The following is a 15,900-nucleotide window of genomic DNA, read 5'->3' on the forward strand; positions in this document are numbered from 1 at the left end:
CGCCCTAACCATGCTGAAATTTGTCAGCTAGCTAGGGCGATTTTTCTATGTCTAGGTGTACTATAATATACGCTTACCTCTAAAGTGTGAAAATGGACATGAATAGACTTTGATAGTGTTTGTAAGTTACAAACACTATCAAACACTTTAGGAGGGATACTTTATGGATATGCGAAGTTTAGATCATCAGGCAAAAGTAATGGATTGGCGTGAGCTGATTTCAGAGTGTAGAAGAAGCGGAAAAACTGTCAAAATATGGTGTGATGAAAATTCAATACCAGTCAGCAAATACTACTACTGGCTAAGAGTGGTCAGGAATGAATCCCTGGTACTGGCAGGAAACAATCTTGGTACTCCTTCCCCGCAATTTGCACAGGTAACAGTAAAGGATATAGAACAGAGTACCCCAGCAACAAACACTACATGTGCCGTACTTAAATCAGGAGCATTCTCTTTGGAAATCAGTAACGGAGCCGATATCAAGGTACTAGAGCACACTTTAAAGATACTGGGTAACCTATGCTAGCAGATCTTGGGGGATTCCTAAAGATATACATAGCATGCGGCCATACTGACATGAGAAAGCAGATAGATGGGCTAGCGGCAATCGTCTCAAACAACTTCAAGTTGGACCCCTTTGAAAAGAGCATCTTCCTCTTCTGTGGAAGAAAAAGAGACAGGATAAAAGCCCTGCTATGGGAGGGAGATGGATTTCTCCTCATGTATAAAAGACTGGAAGGTGGCAAATTCAGCTGGCCAAAAGATGATACAGAAGTCATGGAACTGACACCACAGCAGTACCGATGGTTGATGGAAGGACTGTCCATACACCAGAAGAAAACAATACAAAAGGTTGAAGACAAGATAATATTATGAAGGCTTGAAACTATTGAAAAATACGTAGTTTCAAGCCTTTTTTAGTTGTTTTTGAAGTCGGGAAATGGTATAATTAGATATAGAAAAAACACAAAAGAAAGGCTAAATTCCAATGAATGAGAACTCCCTGATAAAGACCCTGCAAGATACAATTGAATCCCAAAACAAGACCATAGAAGGCCTTAGAGAAGAGCTAAAAAGGACTAATGAGAATATGGAGTATCTCATCAAGAAACTCTATGGAAGAAAGACAGAAAAGACATCAGCAATAGATGGTCAGCTGCTGATTGGAGAACTTGCATTGGAATTGTTTAACGAGGCAGAGGTTGAAGCAGACGATTCAGTGCTTGAGCCGGTACCCTTTGAAGAGCCAGTGAAAAGGACCAGAAAAGGCTACAGGAGAAAAGACCTCTTTAAGGACCTTCCTCAGCAAGACCAGGTATACAAGTTGGACAAAACACAACAGACCTGCCCCATAGATGGAAGTGGTCTATCCGTTGTAGGCAACAAGTTTTTACGTTCAGAAATCAAATACATACCCGCAGAGATAAGCGTCATAAATATATATCAGGAAAGCTACGAATGCAAAACCTGCAAGAAAGAGCACAGGCCAGGGATATTTAACCCCTATACGCCTGAGCCTGTGTTGCAGCATTCCTATGCAACAGCATCAAGTGTGGCATGGACCATGTATCAGAAGTATGTCCAGTCAGTTCCACTGCAAAGGCAAGAAAAAGAGTGGAAAATGATGGGCTTTCCCCTAAGCAGAAGCACCATGGCCAACTGGATACTGAAAACCTCGGAGCAATGGCTAATGCCAGTTGAAAACAAACTCAGAGAAGAGCTCCTAAAGGAGAAGTATCTACATGCAGACGAGACACCGGTACAGGTTATGAACGAACCGGGGAAGAAAAACACTACAAAATCATACATGTGGGTGTACAGCACATCCACAAACGCAAAAAAACAAGTCCGACTCTTCAGGTATGAGACCGGAAGATCCGGAGACTACCCAAAGGAATTCCTAAAAGGATTTACAGGGTATCTGCACACAGACGCCTACTCAGGGTATGAGAAGGTAAAGGGTATAAACCATTGCCTGTGCTGGGCACATGTAAGGCGATACTTTGTGGATGCAAGCCCAAAGGACTTAAATACTCCTGAGGGAACACTTCCTGCAAAGGGGATCGCCTACTGCAACAAGCTCTTTGAATGGGAGAAAAAGTTTAAGGACCTTCCACAAGAAGAAAGAAAACGGAAAAGACTAGAACATGAAAAGCCCGTACTGGAGGCCTTCTTTGCATGGGCAAAAAAAGCAAAATCGCAGGTTCTGCCAAAATCAAAGATAGGCCAGGCTTTAAACTATGCACTAAACCACAAAGACAAGCTGCAGGAATATCTAAAAGACGGAAACTGCGTTATCTCAAACAACATAGCAGAAAACAGCATCAAGCCCTTCACCATAGGAAGAAAGAACTGGCTCTTCTGTGGCAGTCCCCAAGGAGCAACTTCAAGTGCGTGTGTTTATTCCTTGGTGGAAACAGCCAAAGCAAACGGTATAAATCCATACAAATACCTGGAGTACATATTATCTAGATTGCCCGGAAGAAGCTTTGAAGAAAATCCTACCATCCTTGATATGATGATGCCATGGGATTCACTGGTCCAGGAAATCTGTAAATAGAAATAGCTAATGGAGATGATAAGATATCATCTCCATTAATTTTACTAGGCATCAATTATTGTGCGCTTACGTAGCTACTATATTATTAAGTTATTAAAGGGTATTGTTGGAGTAATAAACTTCAGCTTTACTTTTTTTTACGCCCAGCAATAATATTTTGAGAAATTTAATGTGATTTCTGATTTGGTGTCATCGCCGGGATATAATTGAAGCAAAAAGCCGGTTAAGAATTGACCCACACCTACCAAATGAATACCATAGAAGTATGGCGAATACTTTTATGGAGGTACTAAATGATAAGGAGTGGGCTAATTACTATGATACGCGAAAAATCAGACCAGGGCAAGAGCCCTTATGCCATCTCAAAGGAGTTGGGCATATCAGAAAACACAGCAAAGAAATACATTGATAACCGTGGAAAAACTCTGAAGCATGGATTATCAGGAAAAACTAAGCACTCAAAACTTGATCCTTTCAAGCAAGATATTGAAAATCACATGAAGCAGGGGATACTAAATTGCTCAGTAATCTTTGAAAGGCTTCAAGAAAAAGGATACAACGGTGGAATAACCATTATCAAAGATTACATAAAGCCTTTTCGGCCGCTAAATACCCGTAAAGCAGTCGAAAGGTACGAGACACCCCCTGGAAAACAGGCTCAGATGGACTGGGGCATTGTCCACTATGTAGACGGCGAAGGAAAGAGTCATAAAACTCCTGCATTCATCATGATTATGGGCAATTCAAGAGCAAAATATGTAGAATTCACAAAGAGATGCGATTACTACAGTCTTGTGAGATGCATGCTTAATGCATTTGAGTATTTCGGAGGCGTTCCAGAAACAGTTCTGACAGACCATATGAAGACAGTAGTAATAAGGGTCGAATTAGGAAAAGCAATCTTTCATACAAGGTTTTCAGAATTCGCTGCAGACATGGGCTTTGTTCCAAAGCTTTGCAGAGTAAGAACACCACAGACAAAAGGTAAAGTAGAAAGACTGGTTCACTATGTAAAAGATAATTTCCTACCCGGTAGAAAGTTCATAGATCTTGAAGATTTGAACAACCAAGCAATCGAATGGTGCAAGAAAGTTGACAGTAAAATTCACGGAACAACAGGAGAAATACCATTAAAATCCCTTGCTAAAGAACCACTTCTACCTCTGCCTGAGGCATCCACAAGAGACCACTACAGATGGGAAACTCGTAAAGTCACCCGAGATGGGTTTGTAAGCTATGATGGCGTAAGATATGGAGTAGATTGGCAATATAGCAACCGTGAAGTTAGAGTAAGAGCAATCAGAGGCAATTTTGAAGTCTATGACGGAGAAGTCAGGATATTGTGCCGTAAGATAGAGCACACATCAGGTAAAATAGTCTTCTTAAGAGGTCAGTATCAAGGACTTGCTGAAAAAGAGGGAGTAGCATTCCCCATGGCTTATGGGATTAAATCAGACACATTGATTGTAGATAAGAGACCCTTGGCTTTCTACGATGAAGTTATGGGGGTGAGGGCCAATGGTTGAAATTGAAAAAGCCCATGAGTCTTTGGAACTGCTTGGTCTTAAGGTTGGAAGTCAGATTCTTGAGGCCAAACTAGAAGAAGCTGCAAAAAAGGAATTCACTTATCTGACCTTCCTTTCAGATCTTCTAAATGAAGAACTCACAGATAGAAAAAGAAGAAGTGAAGAAACCAGAACAAAACTTTCAAAGCTTCCTCACAGAAAGACCTTAGAGGAGTTTGACTACAGTTTTCAGCCTAGTATTGACAGCCGACAAATAAAGGAATTGTCTACATTGGCATTTGTAAAAAGAGCAGAAAATGTAGTGTTTCTTGGACCACCTGGAGTAGGAAAAACCCATCTGGCAGTAGGTCTTGGGATGCAAGCTCTAAGGAGCGGAATGACCTCCTACTACATAACAACAGCACAACTGATAGCAGACCTTAAGAAGGCAGAACAACAGGGTAAATTGGAACGCAGATGGAAGGTCTATCTGAAGCCAGATTTGCTAATAGTGGATGAAGTGGGATACATGCAATTAGACAGACACTCTGCAGAGCTTCTATTTCGCTTGATTTGTTCTCGTTATGAAAGAGGTAGCATAGTCCTTACCAGCAACAAGTACTTTAGCGAATGGGGAGAACTGATGAGTGATACAGTTATTGCAACGGCTATCCTTGATCGACTGTTGCATCATGCACATGTGATAAATATCCGTGGTGACTCTTACAGAATTCGCCAAAGACAAAAGTCAGGTCTAATGTCAGTGCCGCCGGCGGATATTCCGGCGATGGAGATACCGGCGAATGAGTAGCCGGCATTTGGGTCAATTTCTACCCGGCGATTCCATCATTTTAAATCCGGCGTTGACATTGGAAAGAAACTAGATAAAAACGAGGCTCTGTATTGCGATATAAGGTGCCTATAATTAAATATTAATAGGATTACATGTCTGAAGTGTTGAAGTGCCTCATTCGAGCCTATAGACGCTTATATATCGCAATTGGTGCAAAATGTCCTAAATGAAGCACCCAAAGGCAATAAGGCCTTGAATTGAGCATGGATAAGCATGATCATCCGATACTCTGATGAAATAAATAGGTTTTAGTCGACTTAAAAATTAACGATATAGTAATAGTGGATAAATCATTTCAAAGATAAATTTTTTTTACGACAAACTACAAATGTGTTCGATTTATTAATAGTGCGTATCGAGTTTAAAGACCTAGAATTTTTTGCAAAAGCTAAAGCAATAACAAATCAGATACAAGAAAAATAATATTAGATAAATTAATTGCATGAAAACTAACTTTGTGGTAAAATATTATTAGTCACAAAATAACTATTTTGTGACTAATATACCAAAAATATGGCAAAAAGAGGGATTTTTATGAAAATACCAATAATGCTTGAAGATTATCTCGATTATATGGAAACAATCAAAGGTACCTCCTCCAATACCGTTAAGGAATACTACTTTGACCTGCGTACATTTTTACGTTTTTTAAAAATCAGATTCAAACTTGTGGATACTGATATTGAGTTCAATGATATTGAAATAGATGACATCGATCTTGATGTTATTAAACGAGTTACAATTCAAGATTTGCATGCCTATATTTCCTACACTGATAAAAAACGTTCAAACTCCAGTTCTACCAGAGCTCGTAAGGTTGCTTCTGTCAGGTCCTTCTTCAAATATCTTCACGCAAGAGTAAATCTGCTTGATAAGAACCCTGCACTATACCTGGAGTTTCCAAAAACAGATGCCAGACATCCTGTCTATCTTACCTTGGACCAATCAGAAAAATTACTTAATACAATACTCTTAAACCCCAATGAGCTGTTTCGCTCAAGAGATTACGCCATTATCATGTTATTTCTAAATTGTGGCCTGCGTCTTTCTGAACTGTCAAGTATAGATCTCGATAAGATCAATGGCGAGGACACTTTAACAGTTATTGGTAAAGGAAATAAGGAAAGAACTATTTTCCTAAACAATGCATGTGTTCAAGCTATCAATGATTACTTGGAACTTAGACCTGTTTTACCAGGTGAAAAAGCCTTGTTCCTTAGCAAAAGAAAACTAAGATTGAGCAATCGTGCAATCCAGCATATGATAGACAAGTATCTTGAAAAATCTGGACTGGACCCACATGTTTATTCAACTCACAAGCTTAGACATACTGCAGCAACCCTCATGTACAAATATGGAAATGTTGATATTAGAGCTCTTCAGGAAATACTTGGACATGAATCTGTATCAACAACTCAGATATATACTCATCTAGACGATGAAAGACTTAGGGATGCAGTTAAAAGCAATCCACTAGCCAACAGGTTAAAAGATAAATAAAAGAGGCCTTTCAGCCCCTAATCCATTACTGCAACTACGGGGATCAGCAACTTATCACCCTGATAAATCATGCTGGTCTCCATTTTATTGTGTTCTTTTATATCAAATATGAATCTTCTAGTATCATAACCTTCAGGAGCAAATTTGTCGGCAATATCCCAAAGAGTATCTCCTTGTTTAATCCAATATTCTTCGAAGTGCTCTACTGAAGTCATTGAATATGCTCCTTTCATGGACATTACAGAAAACATTACCAAAGCAATAACTGTAATCAACAAAGTTATAAATAAGAAAAAACGTCTGCTATCTACTATTACATATCTCTTGCTCTTCATTGTATACACCCCTCTATTCAATAAGTACGTTTGTTCGATTAAGTATATTGTACACGAACATATGTACTATGTCAACGCTTTTTGATAAATAAATCGAACTCTTGTTTGATTTATCCTATTTACTATGATATAATCGATTAAACAGTACATTACAATATCAGTGAGGTGAATTCAATGTACGACAATCTATCCAAAAAGCAAACCGAAATTTTACTATACATTAAAAGGGAAACTGCAAACAAAGGTTATCCACCTACGGTTAGAGAAATCTGCGAGGGTGTCAACCTACGGTCCCCTTCTTCTGTTCATGCACATCTCAATACTCTTGAAACAAAAGGATATATTCGTAAAGATGCCACCAAACCTAGAGCAATTGAAATTATCAATTACGATGATGGCATGACTATGATTAAAAAGAAAACTGTTGATGTCCCAATATTGGGACGAGTTACTGCAGGGGCTCCGATACTTGCTGTTGAGAATATTGAGGATACCTACCCCATCCCTCAGGAAGAGGCTGAAGGGGACGACGTATTTATGCTTAAAATCCAGGGTGAAAGTATGATTGATGCTGGAATAATGGATGGAGACCTTGTTCTAGTAAAAGAACAATCCCATGCGCGTGACGGAGATATAGTTGTTGCTCTGTTAGGTGAAGAAGCTACAGTGAAAAGATTTTATAAGGAAAAGGACAGAATAAGACTCCAACCTGAAAACCAGTTTATGGAGCCCATATATTCTCGTGATGTACAAATATTAGGTAAGATTAAAGGTCTTTATAGAAAATATTAAAAGATACGGCATTGACAGAGAGATTACTGTCAATGCCGTATTTAATTACCTATCTAGCAAGATCTACAAGCTTCTTTCTATAAAGATTATCAAGTGATTTAATTACACCCAGTTTACAGTGATCATAAGTCAAACCTCCCTGATAATATGCATAATATGGCTCCCTCATTGGTCCATCAGCACTTAGTTCTATGGATGAACCCTCAATAAACCCACCAGCAGCCATTATTATTCTATCAGCATAGCCAGGCATATCCCATGCTTCAGGTACTACATATGAGTCTACAGTCGATGCTGCCTGTATACCCTTACAGAATTCACTCACCCTTTCTTCAGTCAAGAATTCGATTCCCTGGATAATATCACTTCTCTTGTCATCAAGTTTCGGTACAATATTAAAGCCAAGACTCTTGTATGTCATAGCCACCAGCAAGGCACCTTTCACTGCCTCAGCAACTACATGTGGAGCCATAAACAAACCCTGCAGTGTAGTTCGCGTGGTACCAAATGTAAGGCCTGTATCCTTACCTAAGCCAGGTGCTGTAAGTCTGTTGGCAACTATGTCAATTAAGTCCTCTCTACCGGCAGCATAGCCTCCAGACAGTGCTAGTCCTCCTCCTGGATTCTTAATAAGAGATCCAGCAATAATGTCTGCTCCAGCTTCAATTGGTTCCCTTGTATCCAGGAATTCTCCGTAACAATTATCCACCATAATTATCACATCTGGATATTCCTTCTTAATCCTGTGAATTACAGACTCCATTTCGTCTATTGTAAGAGCCCGTCTATCACTATATCCAGTCGACCTTTGAATGGCAATTATTTTTGTATAGTTATTTATACTTCTTAAAACATTTTCAATATCTATGCCATTATTCAGAAGCGGGACCTCATTATATAGCACTCCATAGTCCATTAGGCTTCCTGGAGCACTTCCCTTCTTCCCAATAACTTTCAGCAATGTATCATATGGAGTCCCTGTTATATAAAGCAATTGATCCCCAGGACGTAAAATACCCGATAGAACGAGATTCAAAGCATGAGTACCTGATGCGATTGCAGGTCTTACAAGTGCTGCCTCTGCTTTGAAAATAGCGGCAAAAATTGACTCGACCTTCTCCCTCCCAATATCACCGTAACCATAACCCGTTGTCCAGTGAAAATCAGTTGATCCAAGTCTATTGTCCTGCATAGCTCCGATAACCTTATATTGATTGAACTCTCTGATTTCTTCCAGTGGTTTAAATCTATTTTCTACCCTGGCTTCCATATCGTTAACAAATTCAATAACTTCTTGATTTACATCATATTGTTTACATAAATATTTTATGGTTAACTTGTTCATATTATCTCCTTATTCTAAATGAATTTTCTCATAAACAAGGTCCCTGTCACCAGAGACCGAGTTTTAATACTCAAAGTTTATAACTGTATTTGGAATAATTGTAGATATGGCGTGTTTGTAAACAAGCTGCTGTTTATCATCTGCATCCAATACAATTGTATAGCTGTCAAATCCTTTCACATAGCCTTTGATTTGATAGCCATTTACAAGAAAAACAGTAATTAAAATTCCTTCACGTCTAGCCGTATTAAGAAACTGATCTTGCAAATTTACACCCTGTTTCATTTGGATATCCCCCTTTTTAATGGAAATGCGTCTTTATATCTTCTATTAAATATTCAACAAGTTCGTCCTTGTCTTTATAAAACTCCACATCTAGCCATTTTATCCGATTATCTCGTCTGAACCATGTAAGCTGCCTCTTTGCATAGTTTCTGGATAGTTTCTTGATCTTTTCAACCGTCGCGTCATAGCTTTCATCTCCATCAAGATACTCCATAATCTGTTTATACCCAATTGCCTTCATGGACACCAGATCTTTCCCATATCCTGAATCCATAAGATTTTTTACCTCTTCTACCAAACCCATCTCAAGCATTATATCCACTCTTTTGTCTATTCTTTCATAAAGCTTCTGTCTGTCCATATTAAGACAATAAATCAGAACATCATATTTATCATTTACAACCCTGAAGTTACTTCCATATTCATCAAATGTCTTACCGGAAATTGTCGTAATCTCAATTGCTCTTACAATTCTTTGAATATCATTCTCTGTATATCGTTCAGCAGCAACCGGATCAATTTCATATAACATATCTAGCAATGCTTTTTTCCCTTGTATTTCTGCAATATTTTCAAGTTTATTCCTTAACTTCTGGTTTGGAGGGACATCTACAAAATTTAGCTCATAGACCAGAGAGTTGATGTAAAGTCCGGTACCGCCAATTATTATAGGCAATTTCCCCATATTGTTAAGATATGTTATTAAATTTGTTGCATTTTCTTTATAATCAGCTACGGTAAACTGTTCTTCCGGGTTAATAAAGTCAATAAGGTGATGCTCCACACCTTCCATTTCTTCTTTTGTAACTTTCGCTGTACCAATGTCCATATACTTGTATATTTGCATTGAGTCAGCTGATATTATTTCACCATTCATTGCTTTGGCAAGAGCGATGGATACAGCAGTTTTACCTACAGCTGTAGGACCAGTAATTATTATCAATTTTTCTTTCATATTCTCACCTATAAAACCCGGAGGAACCTTTTCTCCAGTTCCTTTCTTGTCATTTCTATAATAGTAGGTCTGCCATGTGGGCATGTATAAGGATTATCGCAATCCTCCAGCTGACTGAGAAGAGCATTTGCTTCAATATCCGCAACACTATCCCCTGCCTTAATTGCACTTGTACATGCCAGCTTGATTATCTTTTCAATTCTTGTTTCATAACTTGATGAAAACTTTTCATCCATTTGATCAAGCAAATCTAGAAATAATCTCTTGTTGTCAGGGCTTCCAAAAATAAGGGGTACACCTCTGAGCATAACGCTTTTGTCTCCAAAACCCTCCACTAAAAATCCAATTTTCTTGAAATGTTCAATATTATCCATTACAGTATTGTGTTCTGTCTGGCCCAAATCCAAGACAACTGGCTGAAGAAGTTGTTGTACATGGATGGACTCATTCTTAAATTCCTTAAGAAGCCTTTCGTACATAATTCGCTCATGGGCTGCATGCTGATCAATAATATAAAGCTTTGAAGCTGATACATCCTCAGTTATAATATAGGTTTTAAAAGCTGTCCCTACAGTTCTAAGAGAAGTTAATGAAATCCTGGGTTTGTTGTATTCTTCTTGAGTTTCCTTCCATTCTCCATCAGATTCACTAACAATTTCTAGACCTTTTGAAGAATAATCTACAAATACAATGCTTTTTTCATCGATAGTATCTTCATTATCATTTTCAACTTTTAAAACATCATTATTAGTGCTTTCAATATCCCAAATTGATGGATGAATTTCCTTTTCAGCTTTTAATTTTTGCTTTAAATCTACATTAGGGATGCGCATAATGAAATCAATATTATTTCTCAACGCAGCTTCCAGCTTCTGATAGATATTAGTATCATTAGTAAACTTGATTTCCTGTTTAGTTGGATGAATATTTACATCCACATTTGATGGATCTATTTCAATAAATAGTACAAATACAGGATATCTGTTTATCGGTATCAAGGTATTATATTGTTTTTCAACTATTTTTGAAAGTCTGTAATCAACAACATATCTGCCATTTACATAAAGGTACTGATGATGCCTATTGCTTCTGTAGAGATTGTTGTCAGAAATGTGACCATCGATTTTAAAATCTTCAGTGGAAATTGATACCTTTTTCAAACCTGAGGCCAGCTCCTTGCCTAATAGCTGAAGTATTGTATTTTTAACACTCCCTGTCCCAGTTGTAATATAAATAACTCTGTTGTCTTTAATGTATTTAAATGAAATACTTGGATTACCCACTGCAAGTCTTGTAACTGTTTCCGTAATTGCATTTTCCTCTGCTACCTTGCTTTTCATAAATCTTTTTCTCACAGGTAAATTGTAAAAAAGCTTTCTTATTATCATAGTAGTACCAACTGGTGCACCAGTTGGAGTAATTGATTTAAGAACACCATCCTCAACAAATCCCATAATACCTGCATCCATTTCTTTTTGTCTTGTCAAGACTTCAATCTTTGAAACGGCACAGATACTTGATAGTGCTTCTCCCCTAAATCCCATAGTCAGTATTTTCCCAAGGTCCTCGACCGAAAATAATTTGGAAGTAGTGTGCCTTTCAAAAGCAAGCTTAAGATCCGATTCATCCATACCTTCTCCATTATCGGTTATCCTTATAAAGTCTTTGCCGGCATCGGAAATCTCAATTACAATTTGACTCCCTCCTGCATCAATGGAGTTTTCAATCAGTTCCTTAACAATAGATGCTGGTCTTTCTATTACTTCTCCTGCAGCTATTTTTTGTATGGTAAGATTATCCAGTACTTTGATTTTACTCATAAAGTCACTCCTTAAGCTTTCTTGCATCATCTACCAGATTGTTGAGGGTGTTGAGGGCATCCATTGGTGTCAATCCGTTTATGTCAATATTTCTCACTCGATCTATATAAAAGTCTTTTCTGTAATCCATTAGGTTCATTTGCTTTTGGTTCTTTTTTTGTACGGGTTCATCCATATTAATATCATGTGAGTTTTCGATCGTCGCCAAAACCTCATTTGCCCTTTGAATTACCTCTTTTCTAATTCCTGCAAGTTTCGCAACCTGTATACCAAAACTCTGATTTGTACTACCTTTAACTATCTTTCTGAGAAAAATAATATCATCACCCTGCTCTTCAGCAGTAATAGTAAAATTCTTTACTCCTTTAAGCTTGGTCTGCAACTGAGTTAGTTCGTGGTAGTGAGTTGCAAAAAGAGTTTTAGCCTTGATTTTATCTGATATATATTCCACTACAGCCCAAGCTATACTGAGGCCGTCATATGTGCTCGTTCCTCTTCCTACCTCATCTAGGATTATTAGGCTTCTTGGGGTAGCAAATCTAAGAATATTTGAAACCTCGTTCATTTCAACCATAAATGTACTCTCACCTTGAGATAAATTATCTGAAGCACCAATTCTAGTAAAAATCCTGTCTACTATTCCAATATCTGCTCGTTTTGATGGAACAAATGAACCAATTTGTGCAAGGAGAACGATTATTGCTATCTGTCTCATAAAAGTCGACTTTCCAGCCATATTGGGACCGGTAATTATATGAACCATATCATCTCTTGTATCCATATATGCGTCATTTGGTACAAATAACTGGTGTTTGATTGTAGCTTCAACAACAGGATGTCTTCCTTCTTCAATATCAATAATTCCTTTTCTATTCAAGCTTGGTCTTGTAAAGTTATTTGCATTGGCAACAATTGCAAGACTCAATACAACATCCAAAACAGCAAGTAATTTGCTGGTCCGTTGAAGTCTTTCAATTTCTTTCTTTATTATCTCACGAATCTCCTGGAACAATTCGTATTCAAGCTGGATTGCCTTATCATCAGCGCCTAGAATTTTATCCTCAATTTCTTTAAGCTCGGTTGTATAATATCTTTCAGAGTTTGCCAGAGTTTGTTTTCGAATATAATTTTCTGGCACTGAGTCTATACTTGATTTTCTTATATCTATATAATATCCCATCACTCTGTTGAAGCCAACTTTAAGTGTCTTTATGCCTGAGCGGTTTCTTTCCTCAGCTTCAAGTCTGGCCAACCATTCCTTTCCCTTTAGTTTGCTGGCCCTTAGATCATCAAGATACTCATTGTATCCTTCCTTGATTATTCCTCCTTCTTTTACTGATAGAGGTGGATTGTCACCCAGCGAATCATTTAAGATTGTGTGAATATCAATAAGGTCATCCATATCCTCTTGAAGTTTAACAAACTGACTTAAATTTGTTTCCAAAAGAACACCCTTAAGTCCTGGTATATTCTCAATTGATTGTCTTAATGCTACCATATCCCTACCACTGCAATTTCCATTTGAAATCTTGCTTATTAATCTTTCAATATCATATATGTTTTTTAAAATATCTCTAATTTCTTCAAGATGGAACGGATTATTCTTTATAAACTCAACCATATCTAGTCTGTTTTCAATCTGTTTCTTATCCAGCAATGGTTGTTCAAGCCATTTTCTTAACAATCTTCCACCCATTGCAGTTTGAGTTTTATCTAGAATACCAATAAGTGCTCCTCTTTTTTCTTTAGACCTCATAGTTTCATGGATCTCAAGATTGGATCTTGTGTTTATATCCATAAGCATATAATGTTCAGGCTCATAATACTGTAACTCCTTGATATGGTCAACAGCATTGAACTGAGTATCCTTCAAATAGTTCAATAATTTTCCTAATGATATTGTAGAGTATATTTTTTCTTTAAGTCTTTCAATTTCAATGTTTTTATCATTGAAGAATCCACTTATTAACTCATTATAGTTTTCAACATCATTTGATAAATCATCCAATGCATTAATATAAGGATTGATTTTATCCATAATTACAGTTACTAGCTTTTTATTTCTAATTAACCCTTCGTTGCAGACTACTTCCGAGGGCATTATTTTCCCCAATTCATCCAGTATAAATCTGCTACTGTTTTCCTCTTCACCAATAAACTCTGTTGTATACATTTCTCCTGTTGAATTATCAACATATGATAACCCAGCACCGTACTCATCCAGAAATATACTAGCCAAAAAATTATTTGACTTTTCATCCAGAAGACTACCATCCATTATTGTACCAGGAGTAACTATCCTTACAACTTCACGCTTTACAAGGCCTTTTGCCAAAGCAGGGTCTTCTACTTGCTCACAAACAGCAACCTTGTAACCTCGGTCTACAAGTCTCGTTATATATGTTTCAGCAACATGATGAGGCACACCACACATTGGTGCTTTCTCATCAAGCCCGCAGTCTCTGCTGGTCAGCGCTATTTCAAGCTCTCTTGAAGCAGTTTTTGCATCTTCAAAAAACATTTCGTAGAAATCGCCCAGTCTGAAAAAAAGCAGTGCATCCTTGTACTTTTCTTTAGTGTCTACATATTGTTGCATCATTGGAGTTAGAGTAGCCATTTGGTCCTCCTAGTCAATCATTATTCCCTCAAGTGTAAATGTTTTTACATTATCTATTCTTACACTGACAATTTTCCCAATCAATTCTTCTCCACCCTTAAAATGGACAAGCTTGGCACTTCCAGTTCTTCCACTCATCACTTCATTGTCATTCTTGCTTACCGCTTCAACCAAAACTTTCTGAACAGTACCAAGAAGTTTCTGATTCAATTTTAATCCAATTGGATTAAGTGTATCCAGAAGTCTTTGGAATCTTTCATGCTTAATCTTATCAGGTACTTGTTTTTCCATCTTAGCTGCTGTAGTCCCTTCTCTTATTGAGTAAAGAAATGTATAAGCAAGATCAAATTCCACTTCCTTAACCAGATCCAATGTTTCCTGGAAATCCTGCTCAGTTTCACCAGGAAAACCAACTATTATATCGGTAGTTATAGCGATATTGGGTACCAAGTTCTTGATTGTTTTGATCTTCTCGAGATATTCATCCCGAGTATACTTCCTATTCATCAGCTTAAGCATCCTGTTGCTCCCTGACTGCACGGGAAGATGTAGATGGGGGCTTAGTTTGTCTAAGTCCATATAAGCCTTTATAAGCTCATGTGTGAAGTCCTTTGGATGTGATGTCATAAACCTAATTCGCTGGATTCCGTCAATTTCATTTATTTCCCTTAACAAATCAGGAAAACTATAATCAACTGATAGAGTTCTTCCATAGGAATTGACATTCTGACCTAGCAAAGTTACCTCTTTTACCCCTGACTGGACAAGCTTTTTCACCTCATCAAGTATTACTTTAGGTTCTCTGCTTCTCTCTCTGCCTCTTGTATACGGAACAATACAATAGGTGCAATAGTTGTCACAACCATACATTATATCAACATACGCTTTATATGAATACTTTCTATGTGCATCAATACTCTCATCTATCTCCCTTGTGTCTTCGACAATATCAATAATTGTCTGTCCTGTTTCAAGTTGTCTGGATATCAATTGAGGTAGCTTATGAATATTGTTGGTACCAAAAACCAGATCAATATGCTTGTGTTTTGATAAAAAGAATTCCCTGATGTCTTCACGTTGCATCATGCATCCACATATTCCTAGAACCACATTCGGTTTTCTTCGTTTAAGCTCTTTCAATTCTCCCAATTGACCAAAAACCTTGTCCTCAGCACTTTTTCTAACAGCACAGGTATTAAATAGTATAATATCAGCCTGCTCCTTGTCTTCAGTAGGCTCATAACCAATTGTATCCAAAACCCATGAGATCTTTTCGGAATCCAGCTCATTAGCCTGACAACCAGATGTATTAATAAGATATTTCTTCATTTTA

General features: G+C 37.6%; 14 protein-coding genes. 7 read left to right on the forward strand and 7 right to left on the reverse strand.

Translation table 11 applies throughout. The features are described from left to right. The first annotated feature begins 163 nt into the window (after positions 1-163). The 6 genes from tnpA (at position 164) to ACOEN1_RS09690 (ending at position 6,418) form a co-directional block, all read left to right on the forward strand. Entirely contained in the window at positions 164-526 is a 363-nt protein-coding gene (gene tnpA, locus ACOEN1_RS09665) for an IS66 family insertion sequence element accessory protein TnpA (RefSeq protein WP_422486690.1), read from the forward strand. Further along, positions 520-876, forward strand: a complete 357-nt coding sequence (tnpB, locus tag ACOEN1_RS09670) for an IS66 family insertion sequence element accessory protein TnpB (protein ID WP_422486691.1) — start codon at positions 520-522, stop codon at positions 874-876. Before tnpA ends, tnpB begins: the two co-directional genes overlap by 7 nt. Positions 877-988: 112 nt before the next feature. Next, positions 989-2,560 carry an IS66 family transposase gene (gene tnpC, locus ACOEN1_RS09675; protein ID WP_422486692.1) on the forward strand — a complete coding sequence of 524 codons (1,572 nt, stop codon included), beginning with the start codon at positions 989-991 and terminating at the stop codon, positions 2,558-2,560. Between the two features lie 293 nt (positions 2,561-2,853). After that, positions 2,854-4,086 (forward strand): IS21 family transposase, encoded by a 1,233-nt coding sequence (gene istA / locus ACOEN1_RS09680; protein WP_422486693.1) that lies wholly within the window; start codon positions 2,854-2,856, stop codon positions 4,084-4,086. Continuing rightward, positions 4,079-4,876, forward strand: coding sequence for an IS21-like element helper ATPase IstB (istB, locus tag ACOEN1_RS09685; protein WP_422486694.1), 798 nt, complete (start codon positions 4,079-4,081; stop codon positions 4,874-4,876). Before istA ends, istB begins: the two co-directional genes overlap by 8 nt. A gap of 576 nt (positions 4,877-5,452) precedes the next feature. Further along, positions 5,453-6,418, forward strand: coding sequence for a tyrosine recombinase XerC (locus ACOEN1_RS09690; RefSeq protein ID WP_422486695.1), 966 nt, complete (start codon positions 5,453-5,455; stop codon positions 6,416-6,418). Positions 6,419-6,435: 17 nt separating this feature from the next. Here the strand turns inward: ACOEN1_RS09690 and yneA are convergent, their stop codons facing one another. Continuing rightward, positions 6,436-6,753: a cell division suppressor protein YneA gene (gene yneA, locus ACOEN1_RS09695; RefSeq protein WP_422486696.1), complete on the reverse strand. Its 318-nt coding sequence runs from the start codon at positions 6,751-6,753 to the stop codon at positions 6,436-6,438. A gap of 174 nt (positions 6,754-6,927) precedes the next feature. Between yneA and lexA the strand changes: the two genes are divergently transcribed. Then, complete coding sequence (gene lexA, locus ACOEN1_RS09700) at positions 6,928-7,545, forward strand: transcriptional repressor LexA (protein ID WP_422486697.1); 618 nt, start codon at positions 6,928-6,930, stop codon at positions 7,543-7,545. 49 nt (positions 7,546-7,594) lie between these two features. Here the strand turns inward: lexA and ACOEN1_RS09705 are convergent, their stop codons facing one another. The 6 genes from ACOEN1_RS09705 to miaB all read right to left on the reverse strand — a co-directional run bounded on the left by ACOEN1_RS09705 (position 7,595) and on the right by miaB (position 15,896). Next, positions 7,595-8,890 (reverse strand): aminotransferase class I/II-fold pyridoxal phosphate-dependent enzyme, encoded by a 1,296-nt coding sequence (locus tag ACOEN1_RS09705; RefSeq protein ID WP_422486698.1) that lies wholly within the window; start codon positions 8,888-8,890, stop codon positions 7,595-7,597. 63 nt (positions 8,891-8,953) lie between these two features. Beyond that, entirely contained in the window at positions 8,954-9,175 is a 222-nt protein-coding gene (hfq, locus tag ACOEN1_RS09710) for an RNA chaperone Hfq (protein ID WP_422486699.1), read from the reverse strand. Positions 9,176-9,191: 16 nt separating this feature from the next. Next, positions 9,192-10,214, reverse strand: a complete 1,023-nt coding sequence (gene miaA / locus ACOEN1_RS09715; RefSeq protein ID WP_422486700.1) for a tRNA (adenosine(37)-N6)-dimethylallyltransferase MiaA — start codon at positions 10,212-10,214, stop codon at positions 9,192-9,194. Then, positions 10,139-11,950, reverse strand: coding sequence for a DNA mismatch repair endonuclease MutL (mutL, locus tag ACOEN1_RS09720; protein WP_422486701.1), 1,812 nt, complete (start codon positions 11,948-11,950; stop codon positions 10,139-10,141). The genes miaA and mutL overlap by 76 nt, the downstream gene beginning before the upstream one ends. A gap of 4 nt (positions 11,951-11,954) precedes the next feature. Next, the gene (gene mutS, locus ACOEN1_RS09725; RefSeq protein ID WP_422486702.1) at positions 11,955-14,567 is read right to left on the reverse strand and encodes a DNA mismatch repair protein MutS; all 2,613 of its coding nucleotides are present in this window, start codon (positions 14,565-14,567) and stop codon (positions 11,955-11,957) included. A gap of 9 nt (positions 14,568-14,576) precedes the next feature. Next, positions 14,577-15,896 carry a tRNA (N6-isopentenyl adenosine(37)-C2)-methylthiotransferase MiaB gene (gene miaB / locus ACOEN1_RS09730; protein WP_422486703.1) on the reverse strand — a complete coding sequence of 440 codons (1,320 nt, stop codon included), beginning with the start codon at positions 15,894-15,896 and terminating at the stop codon, positions 14,577-14,579. Positions 15,897-15,900 lie beyond the last annotated feature (4 nt).

Origin of the sequence: Gudongella sp. DL1XJH-153 (assembly GCF_049310905.1) — a bacterium.
Lineage (GTDB): Bacteria > Bacillota > Clostridia > Tissierellales > Tissierellaceae > Gudongella.